The sequence below is a fragment of the Gracilimonas sp. genome (genome assembly GCF_017641085.1).
GTDB lineage: Bacteria > Bacteroidota > Rhodothermia > Balneolales > Balneolaceae > Gracilimonas.
Window position 1 is genome coordinate 431,851 of the sequence record NZ_JAEPPI010000003.1, and the last position, 17,218, is coordinate 449,068.

The 17,218-nt window shown below is 46.8% G+C and carries 15 protein-coding genes; all 15 read right to left on the bottom strand.

Going from position 1 to position 17,218, the window contains the following annotated elements; translation table 11 throughout:
- Positions 1 to 193: 193 nt before the first annotated feature.
- The 15 genes from ftsZ to JJ941_RS12960 all read right to left on the bottom strand — a co-directional run bounded on the left by ftsZ (position 194) and on the right by JJ941_RS12960 (position 17,197).
- Positions 194 to 1,522: a cell division protein FtsZ gene (gene ftsZ, locus JJ941_RS12890; RefSeq protein WP_290965952.1), complete on the bottom strand. Its 1,329-nt coding sequence runs from the start codon at positions 1,520 to 1,522 to the stop codon at positions 194 to 196.
- A 257-nt stretch (positions 1,523 to 1,779) separates the two neighbouring features.
- The gene (gene ftsA, locus JJ941_RS12895) at positions 1,780 to 3,039 is read right to left on the bottom strand and encodes a cell division protein FtsA (protein ID WP_255135317.1); all 1,260 of its coding nucleotides are present in this window, start codon (positions 3,037 to 3,039) and stop codon (positions 1,780 to 1,782) included.
- The gene (locus tag JJ941_RS12900) at positions 3,026 to 3,331 is read right to left on the bottom strand and encodes a hypothetical protein (RefSeq protein WP_290965956.1); all 306 of its coding nucleotides are present in this window, start codon (positions 3,329 to 3,331) and stop codon (positions 3,026 to 3,028) included. The genes ftsA and JJ941_RS12900 overlap by 14 nt, the downstream gene beginning before the upstream one ends.
- Positions 3,321 to 4,049: a cell division protein FtsQ/DivIB gene (locus tag JJ941_RS12905; RefSeq protein ID WP_290965959.1), complete on the bottom strand. Its 729-nt coding sequence runs from the start codon at positions 4,047 to 4,049 to the stop codon at positions 3,321 to 3,323. The genes JJ941_RS12900 and JJ941_RS12905 overlap by 11 nt, the downstream gene beginning before the upstream one ends.
- Entirely contained in the window at positions 4,050 to 5,423 is a 1,374-nt protein-coding gene (murC, locus tag JJ941_RS12910; RefSeq protein ID WP_366069382.1) for a UDP-N-acetylmuramate--L-alanine ligase, read from the bottom strand. It abuts the gene before it with no gap.
- 64 nt (positions 5,424 to 5,487) lie between these two features.
- Positions 5,488 to 6,597 carry an undecaprenyldiphospho-muramoylpentapeptide beta-N-acetylglucosaminyltransferase gene (gene murG / locus JJ941_RS12915; protein ID WP_290965964.1) on the bottom strand — a complete coding sequence of 370 codons (1,110 nt, stop codon included), beginning with the start codon at positions 6,595 to 6,597 and terminating at the stop codon, positions 5,488 to 5,490.
- Positions 6,590 to 7,780, bottom strand: a complete 1,191-nt coding sequence (locus JJ941_RS12920) for a putative peptidoglycan glycosyltransferase FtsW (RefSeq protein WP_255135312.1) — start codon at positions 7,778 to 7,780, stop codon at positions 6,590 to 6,592. The genes murG and JJ941_RS12920 overlap by 8 nt, the downstream gene beginning before the upstream one ends.
- A gap of 51 nt (positions 7,781 to 7,831) precedes the next feature.
- Entirely contained in the window at positions 7,832 to 9,187 is a 1,356-nt protein-coding gene (gene murD / locus JJ941_RS12925; RefSeq protein ID WP_290965966.1) for a UDP-N-acetylmuramoyl-L-alanine--D-glutamate ligase, read from the bottom strand.
- Positions 9,184 to 10,320 carry a phospho-N-acetylmuramoyl-pentapeptide-transferase gene (gene mraY, locus JJ941_RS12930; protein WP_290965968.1) on the bottom strand — a complete coding sequence of 379 codons (1,137 nt, stop codon included), beginning with the start codon at positions 10,318 to 10,320 and terminating at the stop codon, positions 9,184 to 9,186. Before mraY ends, murD begins: the two co-directional genes overlap by 4 nt.
- Positions 10,320 to 11,780 carry a UDP-N-acetylmuramoyl-L-alanyl-D-glutamate--2,6-diaminopimelate ligase gene (locus tag JJ941_RS12935; protein WP_290965970.1) on the bottom strand — a complete coding sequence of 487 codons (1,461 nt, stop codon included), beginning with the start codon at positions 11,778 to 11,780 and terminating at the stop codon, positions 10,320 to 10,322. Before JJ941_RS12935 ends, mraY begins: the two co-directional genes overlap by 1 nt.
- Positions 11,781 to 13,952 (bottom strand): penicillin-binding transpeptidase domain-containing protein, encoded by a 2,172-nt coding sequence (locus JJ941_RS12940; protein WP_290965972.1) that lies wholly within the window; start codon positions 13,950 to 13,952, stop codon positions 11,781 to 11,783.
- A 5-nt stretch (positions 13,953 to 13,957) separates the two neighbouring features.
- Positions 13,958 to 14,368, bottom strand: coding sequence for a hypothetical protein (locus JJ941_RS12945; protein WP_290965975.1), 411 nt, complete (start codon positions 14,366 to 14,368; stop codon positions 13,958 to 13,960).
- Complete coding sequence (gene rsmH, locus JJ941_RS12950; protein ID WP_366069384.1) at positions 14,365 to 15,303, bottom strand: 16S rRNA (cytosine(1402)-N(4))-methyltransferase RsmH; 939 nt, start codon at positions 15,301 to 15,303, stop codon at positions 14,365 to 14,367. Before rsmH ends, JJ941_RS12945 begins: the two co-directional genes overlap by 4 nt.
- Entirely contained in the window at positions 15,293 to 15,760 is a 468-nt protein-coding gene (gene mraZ, locus JJ941_RS12955; protein ID WP_290965979.1) for a division/cell wall cluster transcriptional repressor MraZ, read from the bottom strand. Before mraZ ends, rsmH begins: the two co-directional genes overlap by 11 nt.
- Before the next feature lie 345 nt (positions 15,761 to 16,105).
- Positions 16,106 to 17,197, bottom strand: a complete 1,092-nt coding sequence (locus JJ941_RS12960) for a carboxypeptidase-like regulatory domain-containing protein (RefSeq protein ID WP_290965981.1) — start codon at positions 17,195 to 17,197, stop codon at positions 16,106 to 16,108.
- Between the last annotated feature and the right edge of the window lie 21 nt (positions 17,198 to 17,218).

Here is a 17,218-nt window from a genome sequence, read left to right on the forward strand (position 1 = left end):
TTCAGAGTGAGACATGCAGTTGCAGTCTGTGTAATCCAAAAAAATGCGATTAAAAAAAGAAGCCCCGATCAAGAGGCTTCTTCTGTTGTTAGCAATCTATAGCTTGAATGAAGCTATATTCCAGTAAAATTCAGTGGTTCACGGAGATACCATTCCCATGGCATCGGGGGCGAACCGGTTCAATGGCAACTCCTTAGTCCATGATTTTGCGGAGGAAAGCCGGCTGGTCGGTGTCATCCTTGCGGATGCGTTCCGTGCGGCTCTGGAATGGCGCGATGTTATCCTGCGCCTCACTTTTTTGCTCCTCTTCTTCAGGGACCTCAATGCTGTCTTCTTGCTTGCGCACGTTTAAATCGCGGCGCAGGTAAGACGGAGTGTCTAATTTTTTAAGGTTGTTTTCACCCTTGTAATAATCACCGGTACCACGCTGAAAGCGGTTAGGCACATCGGGTTTCTTGCTGCTGGTTTGCATGTTAGCCTGTGCATTTTCAGCTGCTTTGTTCAGCGAGCCTTTATCATTGCCGGCTACTTTAGCAGTGGTTCGGTCTTCGGCTAGATCAAAACCGGTGGCAATAACGGTCACACGGATGTCTTCGCCAAAGTTCTCATCCAGTACCGTACCCAGGATGATTTCGGCATTTTCACCGGCTTCATCATGGATGATGTTGGTAGCCGTGGTGGTTTCGCGCATTCCAAGGTTGGAACCGGCGGAAATATTCACCAACACGTTGCGGGCTCCGCGAATGCTTACTCCGTCCAACAGCGGAGAGTTAATAGCAGCACGAGCGGCTTTCTCGGCACGGTCGGCACCTTCAGCTGTTGCTGATCCCATAATGGCAGCTCCACCGTCGCTCATGGTTGTGCGAACGTCGGCAAAGTCAAGGTTAATCAGACCCGGCATCAGGATAAGATCACTGATACCCCGCGTTGCGTTGTAGAGAACCTCATTTGCCATTGCGAATGCATCCATAAGAGATGTGTTTTCGTCGGCGATATCGAGTAGTCGCTCATTCGGAATCACTATTACCGTATCGCAATTTTTCTTCAGTTCGGTGATGCCTTCCAAGGCATATTTTTTCCGAACTTTACCCTCACATTCAAAAGGGGTGGTTACAATACCCACGGTAAGTATGCCACGGCGCTTGGCGATTCCGGCAACCACGGGAGCTCCCCCGGTTCCGGTTCCACCGCCCATTCCGGCCGTTACAAATACCATGTCGGCATTTTCGATAGATTCTTCGATTTCATGGCGGTTTTCTTCTACCGCTTCACGTCCGATTTCGGGACGTGCTCCGGCTCCAAGCCCATTGGTAAGTGCCGAGCCTACCTGAACCTTGATATCTGCCATGCTGTTCTTCAGGGCCTGTGCGTCGGTGTTCAGAGCGATATACTCCACACTTTCAAGGCCCATGTTTATCATATTGTTTATGGCGTTACCGCCACCGCCGCCAACGCCGATCACTTTGATCTTGGCGTTTTCCTGGCTCTGTTCGTCAAAAAAGAAACGTGAATTGTTAGCCATTGTTAACTCCTATTTGAGTTGTTGTATTTTACTGGATTGTTATTATTGTAGATGATTGCTGCAGGAAACGAGTCGTCATTGCGAGAAATGAGCTTTGCGAATGCCGAAGCAATCTCCTTGACCCACTTGGGGATTTTTTAAAGGGAGATTGCGTCGTCGCAAGGCTTTCAAGCCTAACTTTATACAGAGTTGGCTCCTCGCAATGACAATCTTTATTTACTTCTGTTTCCATAGCGCTTTGATTGCTGATTTTACTTCTAAAGCTCTTTGAACCAACTTTTCATGCGGTCGGTGATTTTCTGCATCACTTGTTCCACGTTGGTTCCTTTCGATGATGATGGCATCATCGTTTGATTGTTCGCAGTACCTGAACGAAGAGCGTGCATCACCAATCCTACACCGGTGGCGTAAATCGGGCTGTTTACTTCTTCCTTCAGTCCACCTGTGATACCTAATGGGATTCCCACTTTGGCATCCAGTCCTAATATTTCGTTTGCAAGGGGACATACATTCTTCACAAGCGATCCGCCGCCGGTAATAACGACGCCGGCACTCATCGAGTCAGCATATCCGCTGCGCTTAATTTCAATTCCCACGATTTCCAGGATCTCTTCCATCCGAGCCTGAACAATCTTGGCGAGAATACTCTTTGTGATTTCCTTTGGAGGACGTCCCGCAATGCCGGGTACCGTTATGACTTCATCCTCTTCGATCAGATCAGCATAACTTTCGCCGTGCTTGCGTTTCAGGGTTTCGGCCTGATCGTCAAGCACGCTGAGCCCGAGACGAATGTCGTCGGTTACTTTTTGTCCGGCGATGGCAATTACGGCCGTATGGCGGATCGTGTTATCCTGGAAGATGGCCACGTCGGTAGTTCCTCCTCCGATATCCACCAGCACCACACCGGCTTCTTTTTCCTCTTCGTCCAACACGGAGTAGGAGGAAGCCAGGGGTTCTAAAATGATGTCGGCAACCTGGTATCCGGCGCGTTCCACACAGCGATAAATGTTTTTGGCCGCAGATACCAGTCCGGTTATGATGTGAACTTCGGCTTCCATACGCATACCGCTCATTCCTACCGGATCACTGATTCCATCCTGCCCGTCCACTACAAACTCCTGTGGAATTACGTGCAGAATCTGCTGGTCAGTCGGAAGCATGATGCGCTGGCAGTCTTCAAGAAGGCGCTCTACATCTTTAGCTGTAATTTCGTTGTCTTTGTTGTTGATGGTGATTACGCCTTTGCTGCGCATACTGCGGATATGATCGCCGGCAATACCCACATTCACCGAGTTTACCTGTATACCGGAAGCCAGTTCTGCCTGGGCAATGGCATCTTTGATGGCATTTACGGTTTTATCGATGTTCACCACCACGCCACGGTTCAGGCCATCACTTTGAGCTTTGCCCACCCCGAGGATGTGAATCCGTTCTTGTTCATCGATTGAAGCTACGATTGCGCAAATTTTGGTGGTCCCGATATCGAGACCTACCATGATGTTTTCATGTTCTTCCATGACGATCCGCTGTGTTTTTGTTGATTGCTAATTTTCTTTTCTGGGTTGATGGCGAAGCCAAGTCAGAGTAAAAGTCTGAGACAGAATCTTTCTTCCGTAATCCTTTGTCCGGTTCCGTTAGCAGAGTATTCAAAAGACTCCCTGCCTGCTTTATCCGTTCCGCCCGCTCTGCTTGTTCCGTTCTTCCACCTCGTTCCGTATGCTCTGCGTCGGAACGATTAGACGATTCTTCTTTCAGCATAGAATATCCCTGAACATCGGCGAACGATATGTGATTGAAATCAAATTTCACGGGTCACCACCTGATTTGTAAACCGGAGATCAACTTGTCGCATCGATTGAATGCCTTTCACCTTAATTACATCCGTATAAAAGGCTTTCCAGTTCTCCAGTTTGGTTTGAAAGTCATTTCGGCCAAACAGCAGCTTCACTCCATTTTCATGACTTAAAGCTACCACGCCGTCGGTTTCATCATATACCACTTCGCTGATGGTAGTCCATCCAAAGCCATCTATTTTGGCTCGCATCAAAAAATCTCGTACCTGTGCAAAGTCTTCTGTCTTGATTGTATCACCAGATGTTGTGCTGTATCCATACAAAAGCGGAACATCCTGCGTTTTTCCATCCAGTATGGGTAAACGTACGCCCTCGGCATCCACATACATTCGGTCGGATCCATTCACCAATAGGGCAATGGGCTGTCGTTCTGCTACAGTGAGCCGCAAATCACCGCTTGGTTCGATATAGGGTTTCACCGATCGTACGTAATCCAATTTTTCTACCCGCTGAACAACTACATCCAGGTTCAAACTGTCCGGCTTAATGCCCATTGGAATATCCGCAGCTTGCTTCACCTGCTCATAGCCGGTGTAGTACAAGCTGTTTACCTGCACATCCTGCACGGTCACATTCCTGTTCCAGTAGAGCGCAGCAAGCACAGCAATTCCCGTTACCATCAATACGGTGGTAATCCAGGGGAGCAGGCTTTTATTTGATCCTTGGTTGCTCAACTACTTGGCTTTTGGTTTGAATTTCCCTGATTTCAATGCTTCCACGAACTCTTCGCCAAAGCGATAAATATCTCCGGCACCCATCGTGATGATGATGTCGCCGGGTTCTGCAATTTCTTTCAGAGTTTTGGTGACGTCCTCTTTATTCTCGACGTACATTACATTCTTGTGGCCATACTGTTCAGCGGTATCCGCAATCAATTTCCCGGTTACACCTTCAATAGGCTGTTCGCGGGAGGGATACACATCGGTCACAATCAGCATCTCCGCATCAAAAAACGAGAGTCCAAATTCCTTGTATAAATCCTGGGTACGTGAGTACAAGTGCGGCTGAAAAACAGCAACTACCCGGCGATCGGGCCAGCCTTTGTTTGCCGCCTGTAAGGTCGCATGAACTTCGGTCGGGTGATGAGCATAATCATCAATCACCATACAGCCGTTATCATACTTCAGTTGGAAGCGACGGAATACACCTTCATATCGCTCCAATCCTTTCTTAATCAGCTTAAAATCAATATCGAGCTCTAAACCTGTTGCGATAGCAGCAAGGGCATTTTTCACATTATGCTCGCCGGGAGCTTTCAGTGTGACCACTCCAAGTTTATCATCTTCCCAGATCACAGAAAACGTACTGGTAAAAGCATCAGAACGAATATCGGTGGCACGAAGCTGAGCTTGGGGTGTTAGCCCATAGGTGATCACCCGCTTCTCTAATTCCGGCAAAATGCTTCGGACGTTAGGATCATCCAAACAGACGATAACCGCTCCGTAAAAGGGCACCTTGTTGGCGTAATCGATGAACGCCTGTTTCACATCTTCAAGATCATCGTAGATGTCAAGGTGTTCGGCTTCAATATTCGTGATAATGGCCAGAGAAGGAGAGAGGCGTAGGAAGGTGCGGTCAAACTCATCAGCCTCCACGACAATCAAATCTCCTTTACCTACCACAGCGTTGGTTTTGTCGAAACTGTGTACTTTGCCGCCTACAATAATGGTCGGGTCGTAATTTCCATCCTGGGTTACATGGCCCACCATAGTGGTGGTTGTAGTTTTGCCATGGGTGCCGGCTACGCCAATACCGAACTTCATTTTCATTAGCTCGGCCAGCATTTCTGCTCGTTTGATGGTCGGGATACGCTCTTCAATAGCCGCTTTGGTTTCTACATTCTCATCGGCTTTAACGGCACTGGTGTAAACAACCACGTCAGCCCCTTCAATATATTCAGCCTTATGACCTTTGTGAACCGTAGCGCCGAGTTCCTGCAGGCGCTTGGTGGTCTCGGTTACCGCACCGTCCGAGCCGGTTACTTTATATCCGCGCTGCAACAATATTTCGGCCATCCCGCTCATACCAATGCCACCTATACCCACCATGTGGATATGTTTTGTGCGGCCAAATACGGGTTGTGTTTCGATGCGTTTTTCCACTACTGCGTTCTTATAACTTCGATTTTGCGATTTCTAATATTTCCTTGGCAATCAGCTTGGCGGCATCGGGTTTTGCTAAATTCAATGCAGCCTGATTCATGCGTTTCAGGTTTTCCTGATCAAAGATTAATTGCTCCACCAGTTCTGTCATGGTCTCTTTCATAGCAGTATCCTCCAACAGTTTAGATGCACCTGCATCCACCATTGCTTTAGCGTTTTGTGTCTGGTGATCTCCTGCAACATTAGGAGAGGGGACCAATACACTTGGTTTTCCCGTTAGCATTAACTCCGAGCAGGAACTTGCACCCGCACGGCTTATTACCAAATCTGCAGCTGCGTACGCTTCCGCCATATTATCGAGGAAGGCCGTGAGCCGCAGGTTTTCTAATTTCTTTTCGTTGATTTCGGTAGAGAGCTCGTCATAATACCGGGCTCCGCATTGCCAGATAACCTGTAATCCGGCTTTGTCATGAAGGTGCTCGATATTGGCTTTCATCGCCTCGTTAATGGTTCTAGCTCCACCACTTCCACCCATAACCAATAACACCGGCTTGCTCTCATCAAACCCAAAAGACTGTAATGCTTTTGATCTGTCAGCTCCGGTTAAAGTGGCACGGGTTGGGTTTCCAGTAATCTCCGTTTTATCCTCGGGGAGATATCGATCCGCCTCTTTAAAGGCCGTAAATATCTTAGTTGCGAATTTGGCCAGCAGCCGGTTAGTGACTCCGGGAAAGCTGTTCTGCTCCTGAATCACAATCGAAATACCTTTTTTGCCGGCTACCCATCCAACCGGACCGGCTACATATCCTCCACAGGAAACCACAACATGTGGTTTATAGCCCGATAAAATTCTCATGCTTTGCACCAGGCTGGTCATCAGCTTCACCGGGAATAGTAAATTTTTCAGGGTGAACCGGCGGTGGAAACCACTGATCCATACATTTCTGATATCGTACCCTGCTTTGGGAACAGCCTGCCATTCCATATGGTCCCTGGTTCCCACAAACAGGATTTCCGTTTCAGCTTGCTCTTTCTTCAGGGCATCTGCAATAGCAATAGCCGGATATACATGTCCGCCTGTTCCGCCGGCTGCCAATAAAATGCGGGGATTCTTATCCATAGAATAAGGTCCTCCGGTCCCGGTTATGTTTCGAGATATTGAGGAGGATTCCTACCATCAGGCCGGCAAAAAGCATGCTGGTTCCGCCATAGCTTACAAAAGGCATGGGAAGTCCCGTTACCGGAAGGATGCCACTTGCTACCCCGGCGTTTACGAATCCATAAAAAACGATAGTCAGCGTACAGGCCACAGCCAATAATGATCCCAGATGGTCTTCCGCATTCCGGGCGATAAATACGATGCCCCGGAATAAAATCAGTGTGAAAATGAAAATGAGTGACATCGCACCGATCAGTCCATATTCCTCGGCGATAATCGCAAAAATAAAATCGTTGTATGGGGCAGGGAGGAAGTCGCGTTGTGAGCTTTTCCCAATACCAACGCCCATAAGTTCACCTTTGGCAATGGCGATATGAGCCTGTTGTGCCTGGTATCCGCTACCTTGTATGATGTGCTCGCTTGGAATCTCTTTAATCTGGTTCAGGTACTGTTCAATTCTATCCTGTCGGTTTGTGGATTGGCCAAGCAGTAAGGCTCCACCCAAAATCCCAATGGCAACCAGGGAGCCCAGTTGAATTACGCTTACTCTGCCTACAAACATAATGACCAGGCAAATTCCCATCAGGATGGCTGCACTACTGAAATCTTCGATACCAATAAGCCCGCAGGTCAGAATCACCCAAAACATGATGGGGAGGAAGGTCTTTTTGAAATCCTTGATGTATTCCTGCTTCTCACTTAGCAGCACACAAACGTGAATCATCAGGGCCACGGTGGCAACCATCGATGGCTGGAAAGAAAATCCGCCTACATTTAGCCAGCGCTTGGCGCCAAACTGTTCGGTTCCAAATGCAAGCACAGCCAGTAAAAGAAGTAAACTTATAACCATACCGACCCGGCTGAATTTGGCAATGGTGTGATAATTCATCTTTGAGGCAATCAGCATTACAAAGAATGCGATCCCAAGCTTCACCAGGTGGCCAACAATCAATGTTCCGGCCGTGGTAGATTTGGTTTCCGCAAAAAATGCGATAGACGAATACACCGCCAGCATCCCGAACGTCATCAGGATCACAACCGACATCAACAGGTACCGATCGCTGCCTTGCTTGCGCGTATCGATATCCTCAGCAGAAGTGCCGATGATGTTGGAAATATTGCTATGTGGACTCGTGTATATCATATTTGATTTAAGTGACAAAGTTCTTCAGTGACAGAGTTACTTTGCATCCATTCACAATTTGTTTACTTCTTCTTTGAAAATTTTACCGCGGTGTTCGTAGCTGTCAAACATATCAAAAGAGGCGCAGGCCGGACTTAAAAGCACGACTTCACCCCGTTTGGCTACTTTCTTTGCAGCCCTTACAGCACCGCCCATGGTTTCAACCCGAACAAAGTTGGGAGCTACTTTCCCAAGCTGTTCCTCAACCCGGTCTTTGGATTCCCCAATTGCAATGATGGTGTGAACCTTTTCGCGGATTTGAGCTTCCAGCTCGCTATAGTCATTTCCTTTGTCGCGACCGCCTAAAATCAGTGTAACCGGAACGTGAAAACTGTCTAATGCAAACCAAACCGCATTTACATTAGTCGCTTTACTATCATTTATATACTTCACGCCATCAACTTCGCGGGCCAGTTCCAGGCGATGCTCCACACCGGTGAAGCTTTTCAGGCTCTCGCGTATCGCCTCATTTTTAATTTCAGCCGCACGAGCTGCCAATGCGGTGGCAAGTCCATTACTTAAATTGTGCTTGCCACGTAGTCCTATTTCTTCTACTGACATAAGGGATTCTTCTTTGTTGTTGAATTTGAAGATGATTTGATTGTCGCGAACAAAGGCTCCTTCAGGTACTTCCCGTTTGTTGGAGAACGCCCATAATTGTGGAGCCGATTGTTTTTGCTTTAGCTGTTCAACATGTTTTTGGATGATGGGGTCATCGTAATTGAAGATGAACCGGTCATCCCCCGTCTGATTTTCTGTAATTCTGAATTTTGCAGCAGCATAGGCCTCAAGGCTGTGCTGGTAGCGGTTCAGGTGATCAGGGGTGATGTTTAGAATCAAGCTCACCGCCGGTTTAAAATCTTTAATATGATCGAGCTGAAAGCTGCTCACTTCCAGAAGGAAATCACCTTTATTCCTGTCAATTTCATCTGAAAAGGCCAAACCGATGTTTCCGGCGAGGGCGTGTTTCCGCTTGGCGGTCTTCCATACATGATCAAGCCAGTTAGCAACTGTCGTTTTTCCATTACTTCCGGTTACGGCAATGATGTTTTGATCAGTGAACCACCCGGCAACTTCAATTTCAGAAAACACGTCCTTGCCATCATTCAGGTAATACTGAACAATTGGAGCTTCAGTAGGCACGCCCGGACTTACAACGGCAAAATCACCTTGCTTTGCTTTGTCCGTGTGTCCGTTTTCTTCAAAAGGAATTCCCGCCGACTCCAACTTCTTCTTCGCATCTTCAGAGATAGCCCCGTAATCAGACACAAAAATATCCGCTCCCTTTTTATGAAGGAGGAGAGCAGCTGCCATACCACTTCGGGCAGCACCAATCACAACGATATGTTGGTCTTTAACTTCTCTCATCGGATTTTGAGCGTTAACAGGCTTAGAATTCCCAATAAAACAGTGATGATCCAGAATCGGACTACGATTTTCTGTTCAGGCCACCCTTTCTTTTCATAATGATGGTGGATGGGCGTCATTAGGAAGACACGCCGGCCTTCACCATACTTTCTTTTGGTGTATTTGAACCATGTAGTTTGAATGATCACCGAAAGCGTTTCAATAAAAAAGATTCCACAAATGAAGGGGAGCAGAAGTTCTTTATGCAGCATCAAAGCCACGGCTCCAAATGCGCCGCCCAGTGCGAGTGAACCGGTATCTCCCATAAAAACCGAGGCGGGATTCGTGTTATACCACAGAAAACCGATACAGGCCCCAATCAGTGAAGCCGCAAAAATGGTGAGCTCACCGGCTCCCGGCAGGTACATAATGTCGAGGAATCCGGAGAAGTCAACCCGGCCGGACACGTAGGCAAAAATGGCGAATACAATCCCACAAATAGCGGATGTTCCGGCAGCAAGTCCGTCTAAACCATCCGTTAAGTTGGTTGCGTTGCTCACGGCTGTAATCACAAAAACAGCCACTCCGAGATAAATCATCCAGCCTAAAGTCTCACCGAAATAGGCGTAATCAATGTTTACATTCTTTAGAAAAGGAACCGTTGAAAGGGAATTAAAGGTCTCAAAATCAGGATGGAAGTACAGTACGGCACCCACAACCAGACCAACAATTACCTGACCGGCAATTTTAAACCATCCGGCGAGTCCGCTTTTATCCTTTTTCACCACTTTGATGTAATCATCAATAAAGCCAACGATTCCCAAGGCCAGAACTACGAATACAATAAGCCAGCTGTAGATGCTTTCCATCTTCATCCACAAAAGAGCAGGGATAACGATTGCCAGGATAATAATCACACCGCCCATGGTTGGTGTTTCGCCTTTGGCGAGGTGGCTGTCTAATCCAATGTCGTCCCGAATCACTTCCCGCAGCTGAAGTTTACTCAGCCAGTGAATGATTTTCTTACCAACAAAAAGGCTGATCAGCAAGGAAGTAACGGCAGCCAGCGCTGTTCGGGTAGAAATGAAAGCGACGGCTCCGGTACCGGGAACGTCATAAGTAGCATCAAGCCAGGTGAAAAGTTCGTGCAGCATCAGTCTCCTCCCCCGGCTTTTTGGGTTAAAGATTCGCGGGCAATTTCCCGGTCGTCAAAGTGATGGCGCTTGCCATCTACTTCCTGATAATCCTCATGGCCTTTACCGGCAATCAGGATGATTTCATTTCCGTTTGCATCTGCAATCGCTTGTTGAATCGCTTGTTTTCGATCGGTAATGCTTTTCACGTTATCAAGCACTTCAAATCCGTCCAGTATATCTGCGATAATTAAATCAGGATTTTCTGTACGGGGATTGTCACTGGTTACAATAATTTTGTCAGCAAACTCAGCTGCTGCTTTGGCCATTTTCGGTCGCTTGCTTGAGTCACGATCTCCACCGGCACCAAAAATAACGGTAAGTGTTTGATTAGCTTCTTTCACAGAAGAAAGGGTAGAGCAAACGTTTTCAAGGGCGTTCGGGGTGTGTGCATAATCCACAATTACTTTAGGGAGGTTATCCCCTTCAACAGTAACCGGTTCCATGCGTCCGGGCGCCCCTTTGGCATTACTTAATGCGGCTGTAATATCTTTGGCTTCCAGACCCAGTGCCCGGCAAATAAGAAATGCTTCACCTACATTATAGGCGTTAAAGGTTCCTATAAGAGGACTCTCAATTTTTTCCTCATTCACGACGATGGTAATTCCATCAGAAGAATTCTTCAGGATATGCGCCGATTCATTATCAAAGCTGAGCAATGATTTCCCGGCTTTGCAATCCTTCAGCATAAACTCACCCTGCACATCATCAGCGTTTATTACAGCGGTTGAGGATTCGGGGAGATTGTCGAATAAAATCTTTTTGGCCTTTGCGTATTGATCCAGGTTTTCATGATAGTCAAGATGATCCTGGCTGAGATTCGTGAAAGCAGCAACATCAAAATCAATTCCGGCCACCCGGTCCTGATCTAAAGCATGAGATGAAACTTCCATAACCAGGTAATCAGAACCGGCTTCTACCATTGTTTTCATGTCATTGGCAAGTTCAATAGGGTCGGAAGTGGTAAGCTTGCTGTCGAGTACTTCTTCTAAAATTCGTTTACTTACCGTTCCAAGGAGCGAGGCTTTCTCACCACAGGCGCGTAAAACCTGGTACACCAGGGTTGCGGTAGTGGTCTTACCGTTGGTTCCGGTAATGCCAATCACTTTGAGCTGTTCTGCCGGGTTCCCCGCAAAAGCCTGGGCAATAGGTCCGGCCAGTTTCTGTGTGTTTTCAACTTCAATCACACATACATCAGCTTCAGTATAGTAGGATTCCTCACAGATAATAACTTTGGCACCACGACCGATGGCATCTTCTAAAAACATGTGCCCGTCAACCTGTGTGCCGCGAATGGCGATAAAGACAGTACCTTCCTTCACCTCACGAGAATCGATGGCGAACGTAGTTATCTCACCATCAAAATCTTTGTTTGTGACGTGCAGCGGGTTACAAATTTCTATGAGTTTATCTATCGTCAATTATCGCTTTTCAGTTTGAGTGAGTAATTCCAGTGATTTCGCTTTACCGCGAATCGTTACGCTATATCCTTTCCGAAGGTGTTCCCCTTTTTTGGGATACTGCGCAAATACGGTTCCTGAACCAATAATCTCGGTTTCGAGTCCACGCTCGGTAAGCAGGTTGGTGGCCTGACGCATGTTCATGCCAATCAGGTCAGGAATCTCAGCATATCCGTCTTTCACTTTTGCACTGTCAGAAGGCGCATAAGTTTCCGAAAGCGTTAAAGAAATTTCTTGTCCAATGTTTATTTGAGTGCCTGCTTCAGGAGTTTGCTTCGTGATATAGCCGGCTTTACCATTTACTTCATAAGGAATGTTCAACCCGGCGAGTAATTCAATAGCTTGTTTCTTTTTAAGTCCTTTCAAATACGGAACCTGCACAAAATCCGGATTCTGCTCTTCACCAACTTTCATATTCTGCTGAATGTTGTTATCCAGTCCCGCAATTCGCTTAGCCACATTTTGAAAAATCGGTGCGGCGGTAAACCCTCCATAACCACTTGTTCGGGGTTCATCCAAAAGAATCAGGCATACATATTGGGGATCTTCAACCGGGAAGAAGCCTACGAATGAGCCCCGATAATTATTGGTGTACCGGCCGTTAACCACTTTCTTGGCGGTTCCGGTTTTTCCGGCTATTCTCAGCCCGTTCACCTGGGCGAGGTCACCCGTTCCGGCATCAGCAACTACACTTTCAAAAATGGGATACAGTTTGTCTAAAGTAGATTTTTTGGCGATTCGGCGGATTTCTACCGGTTCGTGTTCAGAAACAACGTCCCCGTTTTTGTCCTCAATTCGCTCCACCAGGTAAGGCCGCATCATCTTTCCGTTGTTCGCAAAAGCCGCATAAGCCTGTGCGATTTGCAGCGGAGTGGTTTGGATTTCATATCCGTGCGACATCCAGGGCAGCGTTACCAAACTCCATTCGTAAGGTTTTGCAAGCCTTCCCTCCACTTCACCAATCAGGTCGATGTTGGTGCTGGAGCCAAAACCCATATTTCGGGCATACTGGTAAAAGACTTCCTTGTCCATCCGCATGGCAATTTCTGCCGTTGCTACGTTGGATGATTTCTGGATAACCTCTTTAAAGGTAAGGTCGCCCAGCGGATCATGATCTCTTAGTACAAGGTCATGGATTACAACTTCACCGTCATCGGGTGTCTCAAAAACTTCATTAAAATCAACCACACCTTGTTCTACAGCAGCAATGGCTGTAACCAGTTTGAAGGTAGAACCGGGCTCGATCATGTCAGAAATAGCGAAGTTCCGGCGGTTTTCTTCATTGTTACTCCCGGGATAGTTGGGATCGAAAGTGGGATAATTTGCCAGGGCTTTAATGGCTCCGGTTTTAGGGTCCAGGATGATGCCCGTCCCGTAATTGGCAAGATGCTTATCCACGCCGGCCTTTAGCTCATCTTCGAGGATGGCCTGCAGGTAGGCATCGATGGTGGTATGTAATGAGTATCCGTTGCGGGGAAGTTTTTTGGGTGCCCCTACATATTCGAAAATTCGGTTGAACGGATCGCGGCGTACCTGGCGGACACCATCTTCTCCTTTTAATTCCTCATTATAATAGGCCTCCAGTCCAATTCGCCCGTTGGTTTCATGGTTTACAAACCCTAAGGTGTGGGCCGCAAGCGTTCCGAAGGTATATTTACGCCGGTAGTTTTCTTCCAGGATAACGCCATCAATATCCAGAGCTTTGATCTGATCTTTGGCTAATACCGACAAGTTGGTTTCAAGAACGATGTAGCGGGAGCGGGCAGGTGCTGAATTTATTTTTGTTCTATAAAAAGAGTCACTCTTTTTGGTTAAAGCGGATAGTTTGGTGATCAGCTGCTCAACCTGCTCTTTGGGTACGCCGGCTTTCCCGTTTACCGTTACTTTAGGGTCAAAAGCCAGTTTGTAGTCCACGGCATTGGTTGCCAGCAGGGTGCCATTGGCATCATAGATGTTGCCGCGCTGGGCAGGTATCGGGATCTGATCCACGGCTTGCTTGCTCCAGAGTTCGCGCAATTCTTCTCCTTCCACATAATTAATGCGAATGAGCTGGAAACCCAAGGCGCAGGGGATGAGGAGTATCAACCCTAGAACGATAAACATTCGGCTTAATATGGCAGTGCGTTCATCCATCAGTACTAATCCTTTTTTATGATGATGACTTTATCTGCCGGACCGCCGTTTACGAAACCCTGTTCTTCGGCTTTTCGGTATATCTCGGCCGGACCGATCATTCGGTCGTAGCGAAGTTTGAGCTCATCGTACTGAGCCCGTGCCCGATTGTATTCCGCCTCCAGCGTCTGAACTTCATCTAACAGCCGCTGGGTTGAGAATACATGGGTAAGATAGAGCAAACCCAGTGCCCCGATGATGATACTTCCTACAATCACCTTCCAGGGTTTGACCTTGGGGAGGCCAATTTTGGAGTTCGCTTTTGCAGTATGCTTTGTCCGACTTTGTTTTGGGGAGGAAGATTTATTGTCGGGCAGAGATACTTTGCGAAGGTTGGGACGAATGTCATGCTTTTTAAGTGGGGATTGCACGATCATGAGTCGCCTCCTTCTATCTTCTCGGCTATCCGAAGTTTAGCGCTTCGGGAGGCCGGGTTTACGGAAACCTCTTCTTTTTTGGGGGTAATAACCTGCTTGTTTACAGGCTTTATGGGGGATATCGGGTTTCCATAAAAGTCTTTTTCCACTTTACCTTCGAAGTTACCGGCTTTGAAAAAACGTTTTACGATACGGTCTTCGAGAGAGTGGTACGAAATAGCTACAATACGTCCGCCGGGCTTCAGAACTTCCAGTGATTCTTCCATTACTCGCTTAAGCATATCAAGCTCGCGGTTAACCTCAATGCGAATACCCTGAAATACCCGCGCCAGTGATTTCACTTCAAATCGTTTGTTTACAACGGATGAAACTACATCACGAAGTTCGCCGGTAGTTTCGATTGGGCGTTTTTCGATGATGGCCCGGGCAATTTGCCGGCTCTGCTTTTCTTCTCCATAGTGGAAGATGACATCGCGCAGCTTTTCGTATTCATATTCATTAACCACCTGGTAAGCAGATACACCGGAAAGATTTCCCATTCTCATATCAAGCGGTCCGTCTTCCTGAAAGCTGAATCCCCGTTCTGCTTCTTTAATCTGGTGGGTTGAAACTCCTAAATCCAAAAGGATTCCGGCTACCTGTCCGTGGGTTTGGGGAGGTAGAAGGGTGGACAGGTAGCCAAAATTACCTTTTATGGGGGTAAAACGGGGGTCATCGCCAATATTGGATGAAGCAGCTTCAAGCGCCTCATCGTCCTGATCGATGCCGTATAGCCGTCCGTTTTCACCAAGGTGTTTTAAAATTTCTTTGGAATGGCCACCTCCGCCAAGTGTACCATCTATATACAGGCCATCCTTGTCGGTGATAAGTCCTTCTACCGATTCATCGAGCAAAACCGGGATATGTTGGTGGTATGTCGTCATCTCAAGCACCATCGGTTTCCGGTTCATCTCCCATCACTTGTTCAAAAATCTCTTCGAACGCATCGTCGTCCAGCGCTTCATCAACCTCGGCCAATTTCTCAGGATCCCATACCTCTATATACTCGCCCATTCCGAGGAATACGGCTTTTCCATTAATCTTTGCGTATTCAGTGAGGTCAGAGGGCAGGGCTATCCGGTTTTGCTTATCAAGGGACACATCTTCCGCGTAGCGCAGGAAGTTTCGTTTAGCCAGGCGGCCTTTTTTTGTGAAGTTATTTATGCGCGACAGTTTCTCTTCAACATTCGACCACTCGTCTTCGGGATATAAATAAAGACAGGGTTCCTGTCCGCGTACAATAGTGAAGCGTTCTTGTGCGGCGGGGCTTAAAGATTTGCGTAACTTGGCAGGGAAGGCTACGCGGCCTTTGGCATCTATACTATGCTCGTATTGTCCTTTAAAACTTGGCACGATATCCCTGCGTGTTTTAGATTGCTTAAATTAGATCAAAAGGAGAGCAGTCCCCACTATCTCCCACTTCACCCCACAATGTACCCTAAAGTACCACTTTGTGTCAAGAGCTTTCCCTCAGAAAGTTAAATCAATGCCGGTGTGGGTTTTTTGCCTATTGAAGCAACTTTTTTAAAAGCCAAACATATCTTGTATATATATAGGGTGAATGCCTTCTATACCGGATTGAAGATTATTCAGTGCGGAAAATGAGGGGTAATTTTTGGGTTGTGGGAGAGTGTGGAAGACTATTTAAGAGCGGCCTTTCAATCGAGTATATATAAAGGAATAAACAGCCGAGAAAACCTAATTCTTATAATACTCTATAGGTAAAAGATTAGCTATCAGGTGCGAAGCCCAAACTCCATCGAGTCGTAATGACTTTGGGTTTTTCAGTTTCCCATCTTCAGTAACTATAAATACACCTACCTCTGTGAGGGGAGTAATCCGGGAGCGTTCTCTCTGATGAAAGTTGTTATTTTTATCTCCGTATAAAACGTCAACGGGGTCTTCAAGACGATACACTTTTACACCCTGCTCATTTGTGATGTTTTCCTCGGGGGTGGTTTTTATAAACTCATTAATGGTAAACGGATCAAAACTGCCCAGGTACACCACCTCAAAATCATTGACTCGCAGGTTGTCGTTATACAAACTAATCAGGAAATGCTCGAAGGAGCCTCTGTATGCTCGTTCCCGATTGGTATTCCAGCTATTGATGTCCGAATTTTTTTCCGGCGGCATTTCTGTAAAACTGGAATAGTAAGTGTAAGCACTGGCATCTTCATTTTTAAACAAGGTGAAATTCACCAGGTCAATTTCAATTTCGTATCCAAGAGCATCGTTTTTGACAATCAAAGGCTGGGAGGCAGTGGCCACCAGATTATCATTTTTATCTGTTTCAAAACTTATGCTCCACGGATTCTCAATGGATGTTTGCTGAGCCAGGGCATCATCACCGATAAAATATCTTCTGAACTTCCCGAAGTTATTCAGCCACTCTTTATTTGAGGTTGATACATTCACCTGGTCCAGATCAAATTGATTGGGCTCCATCTCAAAAACAAAAGTCAGCGACGTATTCTCTTCATCAAGGTCAATCAATTTAGCATTGGTTTTAAATCCCAAAAAACTAACAACCAGGGTTTTTTCACCACTCATCTTTGTGGTGAAGCTAAACTCTCCATTACGATCGGTGGCCGTGCCTACTTTGGTTTGTGAAATGTAAACATGAGCGGAAACCAGCGGCGAGCCATTCTCTTTATCTAAAACCCGTCCCTGTATTGTGATGGATTTTGAAGACTGCCCGATAACAGATACAAAGGGAAATGCCACAAATAACAGAACCGCAGGCAGGACAACACAGGCGATTATATTTTTCTTGAGAAAGCTGGGCATTTCAAAATGTTTATAAGAGTA

What these genes read in the sequence shown, in the direction of transcription:
- ftsZ (WP_290965952.1), bottom strand. Translation starts at nt 1,522, where the DNA reads ATGGCTAACAATTCACGTTTCTTTTTTGACGAACAGAGCCAGGAAAAC.
- ftsA (WP_255135317.1), bottom strand. Translation starts at nt 3,039, where the DNA reads ATGGAAGAACATGAAAACATCATGGTAGGTCTCGATATCGGGACCACC.
- murC (WP_366069382.1), bottom strand. Translation starts at nt 5,423, where the DNA reads ATGGTGGGTATAGGTGGCATTGGTATGAGCGGGATGGCCGAAATATTG.
- murG (WP_290965964.1), bottom strand. Translation starts at nt 6,597, where the DNA reads ATGGATAAGAATCCCCGCATTTTATTGGCAGCCGGCGGAACAGGCGGA.
- JJ941_RS12920 (WP_255135312.1), bottom strand. Translation starts at nt 7,780, where the DNA reads ATGATATACACGAGTCCACATAGCAATATTTCCAACATCATCGGCACT.
- murD (WP_290965966.1), bottom strand. Translation starts at nt 9,187, where the DNA reads ATGAGAGAAGTTAAAGACCAACATATCGTTGTGATTGGTGCTGCCCGA.
- mraY (WP_290965968.1), bottom strand. Translation starts at nt 10,320, where the DNA reads ATGCTGCACGAACTTTTCACCTGGCTTGATGCTACTTATGACGTTCCC.
- JJ941_RS12940 (WP_290965972.1), bottom strand. Translation starts at nt 13,952, where the DNA reads ATGGATGAACGCACTGCCATATTAAGCCGAATGTTTATCGTTCTAGGG.
- JJ941_RS12945 (WP_290965975.1), bottom strand. Translation starts at nt 14,368, where the DNA reads ATGATCGTGCAATCCCCACTTAAAAAGCATGACATTCGTCCCAACCTT.
- rsmH (WP_366069384.1), bottom strand. Translation starts at nt 15,303, where the DNA reads ATGGTGCTTGAGATGACGACATACCACCAACATATCCCGGTTTTGCTC.
- JJ941_RS12960 (WP_290965981.1), bottom strand. Translation starts at nt 17,197, where the DNA reads ATGCCCAGCTTTCTCAAGAAAAATATAATCGCCTGTGTTGTCCTGCCT.